At 67.0% G+C, this 14,284-nt stretch carries 14 protein-coding genes; 2 read left to right on the plus strand and 12 right to left on the minus strand.

The window, feature by feature from the left end; genetic code table 11:
- The first annotated feature begins 445 nt into the window (after window positions 1-445).
- The gene (mftM, locus tag QSJ18_RS09675; protein WP_286326188.1) at window positions 446-1,288 is read left to right on the plus strand and encodes a mycofactocin oligosaccharide methyltransferase MftM; all 843 of its coding nucleotides are present in this window, start codon (window positions 446-448) and stop codon (window positions 1,286-1,288) included.
- Here the strand turns inward: mftM and QSJ18_RS09680 are convergent.
- From QSJ18_RS09680 to murA, 12 genes are all read right to left on the minus strand, one after another.
- On the minus strand, window positions 1,258-1,914 hold the full coding sequence (locus QSJ18_RS09680; RefSeq protein WP_286326189.1) for a MadR family response regulator transcription factor: 657 nt from the start codon (window positions 1,912-1,914) through the stop codon (window positions 1,258-1,260). The two genes, mftM and QSJ18_RS09680, sit on opposite strands and share 31 nt — an antisense overlap.
- Window positions 1,911-3,353 (minus strand): MadS family sensor histidine kinase, encoded by a 1,443-nt coding sequence (locus QSJ18_RS09685; protein ID WP_286326190.1) that lies wholly within the window; start codon window positions 3,351-3,353, stop codon window positions 1,911-1,913. The genes QSJ18_RS09680 and QSJ18_RS09685 overlap by 4 nt, the downstream gene beginning before the upstream one ends.
- Window positions 3,350-4,510: an iron-containing alcohol dehydrogenase gene (locus QSJ18_RS09690; protein ID WP_286326357.1), complete on the minus strand. Its 1,161-nt coding sequence runs from the start codon at window positions 4,508-4,510 to the stop codon at window positions 3,350-3,352. The genes QSJ18_RS09685 and QSJ18_RS09690 overlap by 4 nt, the downstream gene beginning before the upstream one ends.
- Before the next feature lie 155 nt (window positions 4,511-4,665).
- Window positions 4,666-6,189, minus strand: coding sequence for a VWA domain-containing protein (locus QSJ18_RS09695; protein ID WP_286326191.1), 1,524 nt, complete (start codon window positions 6,187-6,189; stop codon window positions 4,666-4,668).
- Window positions 6,190-6,210: 21 nt separating this feature from the next.
- Window positions 6,211-7,374, minus strand: coding sequence for an AAA family ATPase (locus QSJ18_RS09700; RefSeq protein ID WP_286326358.1), 1,164 nt, complete (start codon window positions 7,372-7,374; stop codon window positions 6,211-6,213).
- A 249-nt stretch (window positions 7,375-7,623) separates the two neighbouring features.
- Window positions 7,624-8,916, minus strand: a complete 1,293-nt coding sequence (gene mdo, locus QSJ18_RS09705; protein WP_286326192.1) for an NDMA-dependent methanol dehydrogenase — start codon at window positions 8,914-8,916, stop codon at window positions 7,624-7,626.
- Between the two features lie 194 nt (window positions 8,917-9,110).
- Complete coding sequence (locus tag QSJ18_RS09710; RefSeq protein WP_286326359.1) at window positions 9,111-9,887, minus strand: energy-coupling factor ABC transporter ATP-binding protein; 777 nt, start codon at window positions 9,885-9,887, stop codon at window positions 9,111-9,113.
- An 85-nt stretch (window positions 9,888-9,972) separates the two neighbouring features.
- Window positions 9,973-10,749 carry a cobalt ECF transporter T component CbiQ gene (gene cbiQ / locus QSJ18_RS09715; protein ID WP_286326193.1) on the minus strand — a complete coding sequence of 259 codons (777 nt, stop codon included), beginning with the start codon at window positions 10,747-10,749 and terminating at the stop codon, window positions 9,973-9,975.
- 6 nt (window positions 10,750-10,755) lie between these two features.
- Window positions 10,756-11,136, minus strand: coding sequence for a PDGLE domain-containing protein (locus QSJ18_RS09720; protein ID WP_286326194.1), 381 nt, complete (start codon window positions 11,134-11,136; stop codon window positions 10,756-10,758).
- A complete protein-coding gene (locus QSJ18_RS09725) occupies window positions 11,133-11,864 on the minus strand; it encodes an energy-coupling factor ABC transporter permease (protein ID WP_286326195.1) in 732 nt (243 codons plus the stop codon). Before QSJ18_RS09725 ends, QSJ18_RS09720 begins: the two co-directional genes overlap by 4 nt.
- A 113-nt stretch (window positions 11,865-11,977) precedes the next feature.
- Entirely contained in the window at window positions 11,978-12,325 is a 348-nt protein-coding gene (locus QSJ18_RS09730) for an ArsR/SmtB family transcription factor (RefSeq protein ID WP_286326196.1), read from the minus strand.
- 4 nt (window positions 12,326-12,329) lie between these two features.
- Window positions 12,330-13,586, minus strand: a complete 1,257-nt coding sequence (gene murA, locus QSJ18_RS09735) for a UDP-N-acetylglucosamine 1-carboxyvinyltransferase (RefSeq protein ID WP_286326197.1) — start codon at window positions 13,584-13,586, stop codon at window positions 12,330-12,332.
- Window positions 13,587-13,684: 98 nt separating this feature from the next.
- On the opposite strand from murA, the gene QSJ18_RS09740 reads away from it, so the two are divergent.
- Complete coding sequence (locus QSJ18_RS09740) at window positions 13,685-14,281, plus strand: cob(I)yrinic acid a,c-diamide adenosyltransferase (protein WP_286326198.1); 597 nt, start codon at window positions 13,685-13,687, stop codon at window positions 14,279-14,281.
- Window positions 14,282-14,284: the final 3 nt, after the last annotated feature.

Here is a 14,284-nt window from a genome sequence, read left to right on the forward strand (position 1 = left end):
GGGCAACCATTCCAGCCTACCAGACCCGATTTCCGTTCGCAACTCGCTGGTGCGAGGTTCGAGCGGGGATCTGGTCACTCCCGAAGGTCGTCCTGGGCGCACAGAGGCACCCTGGTCGATTTCTCGGGGGCGGTCAGAGCAGAACCCGGTTTCCCTTCCCCGGTTATTCTCCCTGCTGGGAGGCCCTCCGGGGCGGCGCCGTGGCGCTCTGACTTGAAGAAAGTTACGCGGGCAGCGGTGCAGGGTCAAATCGGCTGGTCGGCCGCTCCTTGTCGTGGCATCGGTGCAGGTCAGTGCCATCGGGTGAATTCTTCGCGCCGTCGAGAACCGCGCCCGAACCACGAATCGCCGCGATGTGATCTGCGCCGCACACCGTCCGGACGGACAGGTGGGCCGGCCTCTTTGGGCAGTTATGCGCAGGTCAGCGGATTTCTAAGCTCGGATCATGAGTTCCTCGACCGGTGCGATGCGTATCCGTGTTCGCCGCAGTGCCTGCCTGCCGTCCGGCTTTCAGTCGTGCGGAGCGCTGGGGTGGCGACGGGCCGGCAATACGCTCGAAGTTGTCCACCCCTTCGAGCACCGGACCATCTCCGACGCCCGGATGGTCGAGAGCCTCAGCCGGCTGGTGGATACCGGCGTACTAACCGGCCAACAGCAGTTCGAATCGGCGGCGGTCGCGATGATCGAGAGCTCGGCGAGCACCGTGGCCCGCTCCTGGCAGGCCTTCTATGAGAACTCCATCACTGAATTGCGCTCCGGCGCTGCCGATTTCAGTCCCGTGCATCGTCGCGCCCGGTCGTTGATCGCCGGCCACAGCGTGCTCGAGGTCGGATGTTGCTTCGGGTTCTTCGCACTCCAGTGCGCCGACGACGGGCATCGGGTGGCCGCCTGCGACATCTCCGCTGGTGCTGTGGCGCATCTGCGCACCGCCGCCCGGCATCGCGGCGTCGACGTCGACGCGGTCGTCGGGGATGCACTCGCACTCCCCTTCGAGACGAACTCGGTGGATACCGTGACCCTCATCCACCTGCTCGAACACCTCCCGGCCGACGGCGTCGCCATCGCATTGGACGAGGCGGTACGCGTCGCGCGGCAGCGGGTCGTCGTGGCGGTTCCCTTCGAGGAATATCCGACCGAGCACTTCGGGCATCTACAACGGCTGAGTACCGCCGACCTTCATCGCTGGTCGGGGCAGATCGGCATGCCGAGGGCCGAAGTGTTCACCGACCACGGTGGTTGGCTGGTGCTTCCCGCCGATCAGATGAGTCCCCGTTTGCTCGCGGTATAGACCGCGTCGGTGCGCTTGGAGACACCGAGTTTGCGGATGATGTTGCGAATGTGGAATTTGACCGTGGACTCGGAGATGAACAGCGTCTGACCGATCACCTTGTTCGACATCCCGTCGGCCAGCAACCGCAGTACCTCGCGTTCGCGATCGGTGAGGGTGCCTGACGAGTCGGTGTCCCCGGAGACGGTGCGCAACACGATTGCCGTACTACGCGGATCGAACGCGCTGCCACCGGAGGACACGGCCGCGATCGCGCGCACGAGTTCGGTGGTATCGACATCCTTGACCACGTACCCGCGTGCACCCGCCTTCACCGCGCGCACCACCAGATCGTCATCGAGGAAAGTGGTCAGAACGAGCGCCGCGACGCCGGGATGCCTACTGGTGATCTCGGTGATCAGACGAAGCCCCTCGTACTCGGTGCCCGCGGTGAGCTTGAGGTCGACGACCAGGACATCCGGGCGACACCGCTCGACCTCGGCCAATGCGGCGTCGAACGAACCGGCCTCGCCGACCACCGAGATACCCGGTTCCCGGTCCAGCAGGGATCGGATGCCCTCGCGCAGCAGCGCGTGGTCATCGACGAGCATCGTGCGGATTCCGGGATCAGATCCGGGGGCGGTCATCGCTCTGCTCTCCTGACGTCATGCGGTGTGCGGCTCTCCCGCGGCGCCGACGATCCCGCGTTCGGATGTTCGGGCAGGTCGACGACCACCCGGATGCCGCCCAGCCGAGACCGGCGGATGCGTAGATCTCCGCCGAGGTCGCCGGCTCGAGCCGAAATGTTGGCGAGTCCACGGTGGCGCCCGGCCAGATCACCGGCAGCCGCGGCCCGCAGCACTCGGCGCAGATGTGCCGGGTCACCTACCCCGTCGTCGTCGACCGACAGCACCACGCGGTCGGCCTGATAGTCGAGCCGGACCTGCGCGCGGCCGGCGTCGGCATGGACCGCCGTGTTGAACAGCGCTTCCCCAGCGATCCGCAGCACCGCGTGCTGCAGATCGTCGGACAGATCGCGGGGTGTCCCGGTCACCCGCACTTCGGTCGCCAGATCGTCCGGGAGATGCATCGAGCACAGCTCGTCGAGGACTTCCTCGAGGCTCAACCCCTCGACCGAGGGCGCCTGGTTCAGTGCATAGATCACCGACCGCAACTGTTCGACGGCGTTCCGCGTGAGCCGACCCGCCGTCTCCAGTCGCTCGGCGGTCGCAGGATCGGATTCGCGACGGCACACCTCGATGTGGACCCCGGCCGACAACACCGACTGAGTCACCGAATCGTGGAGTTCGCGGGCGATCCGTTCACGTTCCTCGGTCACCAGACGTTGCCGCATCACCGCCGACAACTCACGCTGGGTGCGTTCCAGTTCGACGTTGCGCGCGGCCAGGTCGGCGGCGTGTTCGGTCGCCTTGGCGAAGGCCTGTTCGGCCCTGGTGAGTTGGTGCCGGCTCTCCTCCAGCAACGCCGCGTTCAGCAACGCCACCGCCGCCTGTCGGGCGAGGATCCGCAGCACGACGGTGTCAGCGGAGTCGATGAACTTGTGCGCGGGCGTCCACGCCGACAGACCCCCGACCACACGTCCATCCAGCTGCACGGGCACATGGACGTGGTGATCGTCGACCATCGGGCGGTTGAGGCCGGTGGTCTGATTGCGCAGGATGTCGTTGAGCCGGTTGAGGACCTCGTCGGGGAGATGACTCGGGGTTCGCGCCGCCTGCACCCCTTCGAAGGCATAGATCGTGCCGTCCCCCGACATCATCAGATGCCGCGGCCCGGTGCGTTCGAGTTCGCCGTCGCACAGCGCGAAGACAACCCATTGCGCCTCAAGGTGTTCGGCGACGGCACGCACCACCGACAGCACCAGGGTCTCCGGCCCCTCGCCGGTCTGCACCAGCGCACGCGAGATCCGGTCGAGTGCCTCGATGACGCGGGTCAATCGCTGTTCGACGCCGCGGAACTGAGCGTAGTGCGTGCCTTTCACCGAATGCAGCCCGAGCAGCGAGTCGAGGTCGGCGGCCGCCCTATCCGAGGACAGTCCCTCCGGCGCGCGACGGGCGGTACTCACAGTGCCTCCCGGTAGATCCGCGCCACGTCGTCGGGAGTGGGCCGCCGCGGGTTGGTGCGCATACAGGCGTCGCGGAGTGCGAGTTCGGTCAGCAGCGGCAGGTCATCGGCCCGCACACCCAGACTGCCCAGACCGGTCGGCAAGCCGACCGCCGCCGCCAGTCTGCCGACCGCGGTGGCGAATCGATCGGCGATCGCATGCGGTGACCCCGCCGCCGATAGCCCCACGGCGGCAGCCAGATCCACATAGGGCGATGGGTCGGCGGCCGCGTTGTAGCGGATGACGTGCGGCAGCAGCACCGCGTTGATCGCGCCGTGCGGGGCATCGCAACGCCCGCCCACCGGATGGCTCATCGCATGTGTCGCACCGAGAATCGCGTTGGTGAAGGCCATTCCGGCCTCCAGCGCGGCGTAGGCCATATCCGTCCCGGCCCGCTCGTCGGCCGGATTCCCGACGAACCTCTCGATGCTGTGCCACCCGGTGGCGATAGCGGCCAGTGCGGCCGAGTCGGTCAGTCTGCTGTGCGCGATCGACGCATACGCCTCGATGCAGTGTGTGATGGCGTCCATCCCGGACTGCGCAGCCACCTCGGGCGACAGCGTGCGTAAGGCCTGCGGATCGACGATTGCGACGTCGGGTACCAACGCCCGCCCGATGATCGTCACCTTCGTCATCCGGTCGACGTCGTTGACGATGCAGAACTGGGAGACGTCCGAGCCACTGCCGGCCGTCGTCGGGGCGGCGACCAACGGCGGCAACGGCACCTGCGCCCGGTCGATCCCCTCGTATTCGAGAATATGTCCGCCGTTGGACGCCAGGATCGCCACGCCCTTGGCCGCATCGATCACCGAACCACCGCCGACTGCGACGATGCCGTCGCAGCGGCGCATCTCATAATGCTCGAAAGCGGCCGAGATCTCCGGCGCACGCGGATTCGGGGAGATGTCGCTGAACGACGACACCACCAGACCTGCGGCGCGCAGCCGATCGGCCACCTCGGGATACCAGGGTGTGGCGACGATGCCACGGTCGGCGACGATCATCAGACGCTTCATGCCCAGCCCCAGCGCCGCAGCCGGCACTTCGGCCAATGCACCGGACCCGACGATGATCTCGGGGGTGTGGAACTTCGCGACCCGCAGGTCACCGCGCGCCATGGTGTTCGGCACCGTCGACTGCACGCTCTCTCACCATTCCGTTCCGGCGGCCACGCGTCGCGGGTTCGTCGGATACCACGGCCGAACACCGCGGATCGACCGACGGCGGTCCACCGGCGATCCTACGCGCGCGGCGCCAGCGACGCGGGCAACTCTCACGACACCGAGACGTCGATCGACACCTGCTCCAGCTCGGCAAGGTCATGCACGACGTGTACCCGGTCGCAGTAGGTCGCATAGGCGGGCAGATCGCAGGCACCCAGCCCCCAGGAATAGGTGGGTTCCGGCGTGATCCAGATGGTCTCGCGTGCACGCCGGGTGATCTCGGCGAAGGCCGACAGGTTCGGTTCCCGGCCGTTGTTGCGGCCGTCGCTCAGCACGATCACCGTCGTCCGGCGAGTCACGGCGCCGCCGAAGTCCGCCAGGAACGTACCCAGCGCCGTTCCGATGTCGGAGTCCGCATCGGTATCGAGTACGCCACCCGCCGCCAACCCGGACACCACCAGCGACAGCGCGTCCTCGGCCGGATGTTCGGCGAAGAGGTCGGTGATCTCGATGAGGTCGGCGACGAAGGCGAACGACCGCACATGCGCGACCATGCTCTGCAATCCGTGGACCAGTGCGAGGGTGAACCGGGCTGCGGCACGCACCGAGAGGGATACGTCGGCGAGGATGAGCAGACTCGGCCGGTCCTCGACCTTTGCCACCGTGACCGGCCGGAACGGCACGCCGTCATACCGCAGATTCGCCCGCATCGTCCGGGCCGCGTCGACGGTGCCTCGGGCGGCGATCTTCCGGCGTGAGCGCGGCGCGCCGTGCAGGCTGCGAATGAGCCTGCGGATGGAATCCTCCAGGCTGGCCCGCTCGGTTTCGTGGATGACGTCCCGGACCGCGGCCTTGACCTCGCGTTCCTCGATCTGATGGTCGCTGGCCATGAGCTGTTCGAGATGATCGCGCAGCTTCTCCGGCAGCCCGTCGAGGAGTCCGGCGAGTGCACTGCGCAGCGCGGCGAGTTCGGCGGCGTCGGGCTGGCTACCGCCACCTGCCTCGTCGTCGAGCCAGTCCAGCAGCATCATTTCCTGCGCCACCGACAGATCGACGTCGAGTTCCGGACGGTTCTCGGTGACCAGTTCCCCCGGACGGCCCGGATTGGCCAGCCGGGAGACCGTCAGCTGGACCCGGGCAGCGGCCTCGGAGTTGGGAACCTCGTCGGCGGAGAGCACTATCTCGTCGGTCAGCGACGCCATGTCCAGCCGATTGGCCTCCTGGTGCAGGTTGTACTGCTCGGCGAGATCCTCCGGATCGAAGAATTCGCGGAGATTCGACGGCGGACCATGGCTGTGGCCTTGCTGCGGAGTTTCGCTGATCTCCTCCGACAAGCTGTACTCGGTGAGTTCACCGGTGTCTGAGAGGTCGTCGTGAGCATGCGAATGACCATGCGCATCAGCCGATTCCAGCACCGGTTTGAGTGCGAAGAAGCGGTCGAAGACCTCGTCGAAGGTCGCCTCGTCGCGCCGGTCCTTGATCAGACAGACCGCCAGCGCGGACCGAAGCAGCTCCCGGTCGCCGAGAATCTCGGCGGTTGCGGTGGCCGCCATCGCGTCCACCGCCTCGGACACGCCGATGCGGATGCCGTGCAACCGGAGCAGCCGGACGAAGCGATGAATCCCGGCTTCCATGCCGTAGTCCTCTCGCCGGTCTCAGAACGGGCGCTTACGGGCACCCGAGCGCGGTGCGAACGAACGACTGCCCTGCCCGGGACTGATCGATCGCGTCCCGGCGTCGCTCTTGGCCCCCGGTGAACCGTAGTAGTCCTGCCCGTGCCTGCCCGGCTCGTCCATCGCCGCCCGACGAGCCTTGCCGCGGTCGCCGGCAGGCTGGGCCGGGCCCGGGTCGTCATGGGTGTGGCTGTGATCCCCATGAGAGTGCGAATGTCCGTGGTCGTGCCCGTGCGAATGCAACGAGTCGGGCACCTCTGCGTTCGGGTCGACCAGTTTGGGCAGCGCGTCGATCGCGCGCGCCAGGTCGCGGTCGTATTTGACCACCACGTTGGCGGTCTGCGCGAGAATCTGCGCGTCGAGTTCATCGGCACCGAGCACGGCCAGGGTGCGAGCCCAGTCGATCGCCTCGGAGATGCTGGGTGCCTTGCGGAGGTCCAGTTCCCGCAGTCCGCGCACGATCTCCACCAGTTTCATGGCCAGCGTGTCGGCCAGACCGGTGTCCTTGGAACGGATGATCTCCAGTTCCCGGGCCGCGTCCGGATAGTCGAGTGACAGGTGCAGGCAGCGGCGCTTGAGGGCGGCCGACAGATCGCGAGTGTTGTTGGAGGTCAGCACGATCATCGGCGGATGATTGGCCACGAAGGTCCCGATCTCGGGAACCGAGACCTGGTATTCGGCGAGCAATTCCAGCAGCACCGCCTCCAGAGCCTCGTCGGCCCGGTCGACCTCGTCGATCAGCAGAACGACCGGCTTCGGGGACCGCACCGCCTCCAACAGCGGCCGGGGCGCCAGAAACCGCTCCGAGAAGAACACACTCTCCTCGGCACCGATCCGATCCACGGCCTCGGACAGGGTCGGCGCGTCGGCGACCACCTGCGCGATCTTCTCGCGCAGCACCTGGGTATAGAGCAATTGCTTGCCGTAATCCCATTCGTAGAGGGCCGTCGTCTCATCCTGGCCCTCGTAGCACTGCAGACGCAGGAGTTCCCGACCGGTGACCTCGGCCAGCGTCTTGGCCAGCTGGGTCTTACCCACGCCGGCCGGCCCCTCCAGCAGGATCGGCTTACCGAGTCGATGCTGCAGGAACACCGTGGTCGCCAGTCTCTCGTCCGCCAGATAGCCGGCGTCGGCGAACCGCGCCATCACATCGGCGACGTCGGCGAATTCTGCACCGTCGGCGAATTCCGCATCGTCGTCGAACTCGCGGGCGGCCGAACCGGTCGACGAGTCGGAAACTATCTGCACGGACATCGATATCTCCTGCGTCAGGGGGTTTTCGTCGGTTGATTGCTTTCGAGAAACTGCCACGAGCCGGCCGACACCCGCGGGGTCGGTGTCGGCCGACTCGTCACGCACCGCTCTCGGACGGCACCGTGAACGGCAGCCTGCCGATTACGTCAGCAGATCGTCGAGGTCGCCATTGAAGGCGTGGTCGACGACGGGGCGCACGGTCTCGAAGGTGCACTCCTTGGGATTACCCGGCGTGCACGCATCCCCGAGGACGTGGTTGGTGATCGCGTCGATCGTCTCCGGAGCGCCCGAGATCTCCTTGCGGTTCTCGTAGAACTTGGTCGGTCCGGTGCCGAGCCGGTTCTTCACATGCGAATCCTGGTGGACGTCGGTGAACTTCTCCGGGATACCGACGTCGCGAAGCAGCCGGATCGCAGCGTTGAGCGCCTGATCGGCGGCCTGCACCTTGGTCATGCCGTGGGTGTCGACACCCATCGCCTCGGCCAGATCGGCGAAACGCTCGTACATCACCGGCATGTTGAAGGCCCACACACGCGGCAGAGCGATCGCGTTGTTGAGTCCGTGGTGGGTGTCGTAGAAGGCCGACACCGCGTGGCTGATCGAGTGAATGATGCCCAGACCACCGGAGTTGAAGGCCTGCGCCGCAATATACTGCGCATACATCATGCCTTCGCGACCGGCGAGTTCGGTCGGGTTCCACGTCGCCTGGCGCAGGTGCTCCGCCGTCATCTTCACCGCGTAGAGCGCATTGCCCAGCGACGGCGCGAAGTTCAGCCGCGACACGTAGGGCTCCGAGGCGTGCGCGAGCACGTCGAAACCGCACTGCGCGGTGAACGCCACCGGGCAGTCGTAATAGAGCACCGGGTCGTCGATAGCCAGGCTGGTGACCGCCGCGTCGTCGAAGGCGACGTACTTGTGCGGCTTGTCGGGATCGGTGGTGGTGTCGGTGATGACGTATGCCCAGGAAGTCTCCGAACCCGTACCGGCCGTGGTGGATACGGCGATATGCGGCGGATTCTTGGGGTTCTCGCTCTTGTTGAACCCTTCGAATTCGTTGACGTTGCGGCCGTCATGGGCCACCGAGACCCGAGCACCCTTGCAGGCGTCGTGGGCCGAACCGCCGCCGATCGAGATGAACGAGTCGCACTTCTCCGCGTTGTACATCGCGACGGCGTCCATCACGTTGTAGTCCTTGGGATTCGACTCGACCTGATCGAACAGCACGACCTCGAGACCGTGGTATTTGCAGGACTCCACGATCTTGTGCACGGTGTCGCTGCCGCGCAGACCCGTCGTCATCACCAGGGTCTTCTTGAATCCGAGTTTGAGGGCCTCCGGGCCGATCATCTCGTGGGCGCCGGGCCCCATCATGGCCCGCGGGAACGGGTGGAACTCTTTGATGGGGAACGGCTTCAGTAGCTCGTCAACCTGCATGATCACTGTCCTCCTGCGCGCCGGCGGGGGCGGGGCGCTCGTCGCTGTCTTGACTGTCCAACACCCGCGACGTTACGCAGATCACACCCCGCGGCGACAGGTCTGCGCGGCCAAACCATCCGATACGGCGGGGGTGTCGACCACAAGGTAGGTACCGGCCTGTCCGATCGGACAGGCCCGCATCACCCGTCGGCTCAGCCGCCGACGCCCAGCCGGGTCGCCCGGGCCCGCTCGAGCGAGCCCGGATCGAAGCCCCACGGCAGTTCAAGCCGATGTGCGGCAAGCAGATCCGGGTCGGCGAGGATGTCGACGATATCCCCGTCGGCGACCACACGGCCGCGGTCGACTACCACCGCACGGTCGGCGAGCTGGGCGGCATAGGGCAGATCATGGGTGACCACCAGCATCGTGGTCGGCAGGCCGAGCAGCGTCTGCGCCAGTTCCCGCCGAGCTACCGGGTCGAGGTTGGCCGATGGCTCATCGAGTACGAGAACATCTGGGCGACAGGCCAACACGCCGGCGAGCGCCGCACGCCGGCGCTGTCCGCCCGACAGATGATGGGGGCTGCGCTGCGCCTGGTCGGCCAACCCGACCACGTCGAGAGCAGCCTGCGCGCAGTGCGTCAGCTCGTCGCCGCCGACCCCGAAGTTGGCCGGCCCGAAGGCCACATCCTCGATCACCGTCGGCATGAACAACTGATCGTCGGGGTCTTGGAAGACCAGCCCGACGCGGCGCCGGATCTCCCGCAACGTCGACCGCTCCACCACCACACCACCGACGGTGACGGTGCCCGCGGTGGGCGTGAGAACACCGTTGAGGTGCTGCATCAGGGTTGTCTTACCCGCGCCGTTGGGCCCCAACAACGCCACCCGCTCCCCCACCCCGACCGTCAGATCGATGCCATCGAGGGCGACGTGTCCGTCCGGGTAGGCGAAGTGCAGTCCGCAGATCTCGATGGCCTGGTGTGTCATCGACATATCGACCGCCTCCCGTTCAGGAGGTGCCTGCCGATCATCCCCACGCCCACGCCGCTGCCACCTCATCCGATCCTCCCTCTCACCGCAGGATCCACGCCGCCATTGTCACCAGCACCGCCACCGCCGCGGGCACGCACACCGCAGCCCACTGCCGCCGCGTCGCACGCGCCGGTGCGCCGACCGGGGTGAGCTCCGGAATCACTCCGCCGAACCCGCGTGAAGCCATCGCGACATGCACCCGCTCCCCACGTTCATAGGACCGCAGGAACAGCGCACCAACACCTTTCGCGACTGCGCCGGCCTGGTGTGCCAGTCGTGGCGAGTCACCCCGGGCCAGCCGGGCCACCTGCATACGACGGACCTGCGCCGACAACAGATCGACGTACCGGAGCATCATCACGATCACCGGCGTGATCGTCGCCGGTACCCCGAGTCGCGTCAGCGCGGTGGGCAATTCGGCCGCATCGGTGGTCGCCGCGAAGGTCAGCGATGCCGCGACGCCGAGGCTGCCCTTGATCACGATGCCCCACGCCGCGTACAGGCCCGGAACCGACAACGACAGCCCGGCGACGTACACCTGCTCGCCGCCCTCGGCGAAGGGCAGCAGGACCGCAAGGACGACGAAGGGTGCCTCGATCAGCATGCGGGGCGCGATCCAGCGCAGCGGTATCTCACCGATCGACCAGACCACCAGCAGGATCATCGCGAAAAGCGCATAGGGCCAGAACATTTCACGCGGGGTGGCGACCACCGCGAAGACGAAGACGATCAGGCAGACCAGTTTGACCTCGGCCGGTGCGCGATGAACCGGCGAGGTCCCCGCCCGGTGAAGCGGATGGGCATGCCCGGCGCCCACGTCGGATCAGCTCCCCGATCCGGAGCCGGACCGGCGGCCACGTGCCAGCAGCCAGAACAGGCCGCCGGCCACCGCCAGGGTCACCAGCACCCCGACGATCCCGGCGACGCCGTTGGTGCCGGCGATCCCGCGGACGGAGTAGTCGGCCAGCGGAGAAGTGTTCAGCCTGTGGTCGTCGGCGTGCTGCGCGATGCAGGTGCCGACGAGTTGCTCCGCACCATTGACCTCGACGGTTTGGCAACCACGCGTGGTCGCGGCATCGAGGCCGTCCGGAGATGCGCTGGCCGCATAGGAGACGATGCCTGCGATCAGCAGTGCGACGATGCCGAAGCCGACCAGAAACCACCGTCGGGACATCCGCGAGTGGCCGGCACGTGTGGCGCTCATGCCGGCACCCCGACCTGCGCGGACCGATCGACGGGCGCCCGGTGCCGCAGCAGATAGACCAGGTCGGGCCGGGCTCTGGCGACCGCGACGACGGTGGCGGCGGTGATCAGACCCTCGCCGACACCGATCAGTGTGTGGGTGCCCCACATGTAGGCGGCCACCGCCGACGCCGACGTGCCACCGGCCCCACCGATCTGGTACTCGATGATGAATCCTGTTGCCGCGCACAGCGTTCCCACCAGTCCGGCTAGGAACGCAACCACCCCGAGCCGACGCGTCGACGGCGCGGTCTCCCGCCGCGGGAGCAGCAGCCGCGCCATGACCACCGCGACCAGGTACCCGGCGGCAGTCGCGATCAGCGCCATATTGGTGATGTTGGTGCCGAGTGCACTCACCCCACCGTCGGCGAACAGCAGCGCCTGCACGACGAGCACGATGGCCACGCAGAGCGCTCCGACGAAGGGACCCACCAGAATTGCCGCGAGTGCACCACCGAGCAGATGCCCGCTGACTCCGGGCAGGATCGGGAAGTTGATCATCTGCGCCGCGAAGATGAAGGCCGCGACAAGTCCCGCCATCGGCACCGTCTTGTCGTCGAGTTCGGCGCGCGAGCGCCAGATACAGACCGCGAGCCCGCCGAGGGCGAGCAGACCGAACAGCAGCGACGTGGGGGCATCCACGATGCCGTCACTCATATGCATGGCGACATTGGCGGTTTCGGAGGACATAGTCGGAACCGTATGACCACCCACAACATCTGTCCACTCATTCAGATGAAGAGCTGGAGAGACTGTCCGATCAGTCAGGCCGCACCCTGCCCAGGCGCGCACCGGACCCCGACTCAGGGGTGAGCGCTCATCCAGTGCAGCAGGGCGTGGACGGTGTCGTCGTCGAGGCGATAGCTGACCGAGCGGCCCACCCGGGTGGACGTCACCCACCCCTGGTGACGCAACACCCGCAGCGCCTGAGAGACGGCCGTTTCGGTCCGGCCGACCGCGATCGCGATATCCCCGACGATGATGCCGGGCTCCCGGTGCAGCAGGATCAAGATCTCCAGGCGATGCGGGTCGGACAGCAGATCGAATCGGCGCGCCCAGGCTCCCACGTCCAGCTGAGCGTCATGATGGGCATGGTCATCGCCGTGGTGCGCGGCCGGGGGCGCACCATCTGCGGGCAGGTCACCGGCCATCGTCTCAGTCGCCGACCCGCTCGATCTGGCCGCCGAGGTCGCGCAGGATCTCCACGAAGTGCGGATACCCCCGATCGATGTGTTCGACGTCGTGGACCTCGGTCACCCCGTCGGCCACCAAACCGGCCAGCACGAGACCCGCCCCGGCCCGGATGTCGGAGGACCACACCGGCGCACTCGACAACTGCTCGACACCGCGGATCACCGCATGATGTCCGTCCGTGCGGGCATCGGCACCCAACCGCACCATCTCCTCGACGAAGCGGAACCGCGCCTCGAAGACATTCTCGGTGATCACCGACATCCCGTCGGCGATCGACGCGAGGCCGATGGCCATCGGTTGTAGGTCCGTCGGGAAACCGGGAAACGGCAGCGTCGACACATTCACCGCGATCGGCCGCGTGTCCGCACGTACCCGAAAACCGTCGGCGAAGGAATCGACCTGCGCCCCGGCGTCGACGAGTTTGTTCAACACCAGCTGGAGGTGTTCCGGTTTCACACCCCGGACGGTGACATCTCCCCTGGTCATCGCCGCCGCGATACCCCACGTCGCGCCGACGATCCGGTCCCCGACGACCCGATGGGTGGTCGGGTGCAGACGTTCGACGCCGTAGACGGTCAGCGTCGAGGTACCAGCCCCCTCGATGCGGGCACCCATCTGCACGAGCATCTCGCAGAGGTCCACGATCTCCGGTTCGCGTGCCGCATTGTCGATGGTGGTCTCGCCGTCCGCGAGCACCGCCGCCATCAGGATGTTCTCGGTAGCACCCACCGACGGGAACTCCAACGCGATCGGCGCGCCGATCAGCCGGTCGGCTTCGGCGACCACACAGCCGTGCTCGATCGAGCTGTGTGCGCCCAACGCCCGCAGACCGGCCTGATGCATGTCCAGTGGCCGCGAACCGATCGCGTCACCGCCAGGCAGAGCGACGACCGCGCGCAGACAGCGGGCCATCAGCGGTCCCAGCACGCAGACCGACGCCCGAAACTGTTTCACCGCGTCGAAGTCGGCGTGGAATTTGGGTTCGGCGGGCGCGGTGATGCTGACCGTGTCACCGGACATCTCGACGACAGCACCCAGGCCGCGCAGCACGTCGGCCATCAACGGGACGTCGGCGATCTCCGGCGAGTTGGTCAGCACCGTGGTGCCCTCGGCCAGAAGTGCGGCCGCCATCAGCTTGAGGACGCTGTTCTTCGCCCCACCCACCGAGACCTCTCCGGACAGGCGCACGCCCCCGGTGACCAGAAACCGATCGCTCACGTGTGACACCTTATCCGTCGGCGACGGCACCGACCGCATCGCCTGCAATCCATCGGCACCGCTGCCATTCCACTGCACCGGCCAACTACATTCGAGTCATGGCTGTTCACCTCACCCGGATCTACACACGTACCGGCGACGACGGATCGACCGGACTCAGCGACTTCTCCCGCGTGGCCAAAACCGACGCCCGCGTCGTGGCCTATGCCGACTGTGACGAAGCCAATGCCGCCATCGGCGCGGCGCTGGCTCTCGGCGGCGATGTACCGAGCGAGATCCGCTCCGTGCTCTCGACCATTCAGAACGATCTGTTCGACGCCGGCGCCGACCTCTCCACCCCGGTCGTCGCGGATCCGCCGTATCCCCCGCTCCGTATCGAACAGGGCTATATCGACGCCCTGGAACGCTGGTGTGACAGTTTCGGCGAGGATCTGCCCGCACTCGACTCGTTCATCCTGCCCGGCGGCAGTCCACTCAGTGCGTTGCTACATCAGGCACGCACCGTCACCCGTCGGGCGGAACGGTCAGCCTGGGCCGCGGTCGACGCCTTCCCCGACAGCACCAACGTGCTACCGGCGAAATACCTCAACCGCTTGTCGGATCTGCTGTTCATCCTGAGCCGGGTGGCCAATCGTGCCCCTCTGGGCGACGGCGATGTGAAATGGGTGCCCGGCGGCAACCGCAGCCGCGACTGACCA

This window comes from Gordonia heveisoli, assembly GCF_030315745.1.
In the GTDB taxonomy this organism is placed as follows: Bacteria; Actinomycetota; Actinomycetes; order Mycobacteriales; family Mycobacteriaceae; genus Gordonia.

Coding starts and splice junctions, on each gene's coding strand:
- mftM (WP_286326188.1), top strand. CDS start 446: ATGAGTTCCTCGACCGGTGCGATGCGTATCCGTGTTCGCCGCAGTGCC.
- QSJ18_RS09680 (WP_286326189.1), bottom strand. CDS start 1,914: ATGACCGCCCCCGGATCTGATCCCGGAATCCGCACGATGCTCGTCGAT.
- QSJ18_RS09690 (WP_286326357.1), bottom strand. CDS start 4,510: ATGGCGCGCGGTGACCTGCGGGTCGCGAAGTTCCACACCCCCGAGATC.
- QSJ18_RS09695 (WP_286326191.1), bottom strand. CDS start 6,189: ATGGAAGCCGGGATTCATCGCTTCGTCCGGCTGCTCCGGTTGCACGGC.
- QSJ18_RS09700 (WP_286326358.1), bottom strand. CDS start 7,374: ATGGCGCGGTTCGCCGACGCCGGCTATCTGGCGGACGAGAGACTGGCG.
- mdo (WP_286326192.1), bottom strand. CDS start 8,916: ATGCAGGTTGACGAGCTACTGAAGCCGTTCCCCATCAAAGAGTTCCAC.
- QSJ18_RS09710 (WP_286326359.1), bottom strand. CDS start 9,887: ATGACACACCAGGCCATCGAGATCTGCGGACTGCACTTCGCCTACCCG.
- QSJ18_RS09720 (WP_286326194.1), bottom strand. CDS start 11,136: ATGAGCGCCACACGTGCCGGCCACTCGCGGATGTCCCGACGGTGGTTT.
- QSJ18_RS09725 (WP_286326195.1), bottom strand. CDS start 11,864: ATGTCCTCCGAAACCGCCAATGTCGCCATGCATATGAGTGACGGCATC.
- QSJ18_RS09730 (WP_286326196.1), bottom strand. CDS start 12,325: ATGGCCGGTGACCTGCCCGCAGATGGTGCGCCCCCGGCCGCGCACCAC.
- QSJ18_RS09740 (WP_286326198.1), top strand. CDS start 13,685: ATGGCTGTTCACCTCACCCGGATCTACACACGTACCGGCGACGACGGA.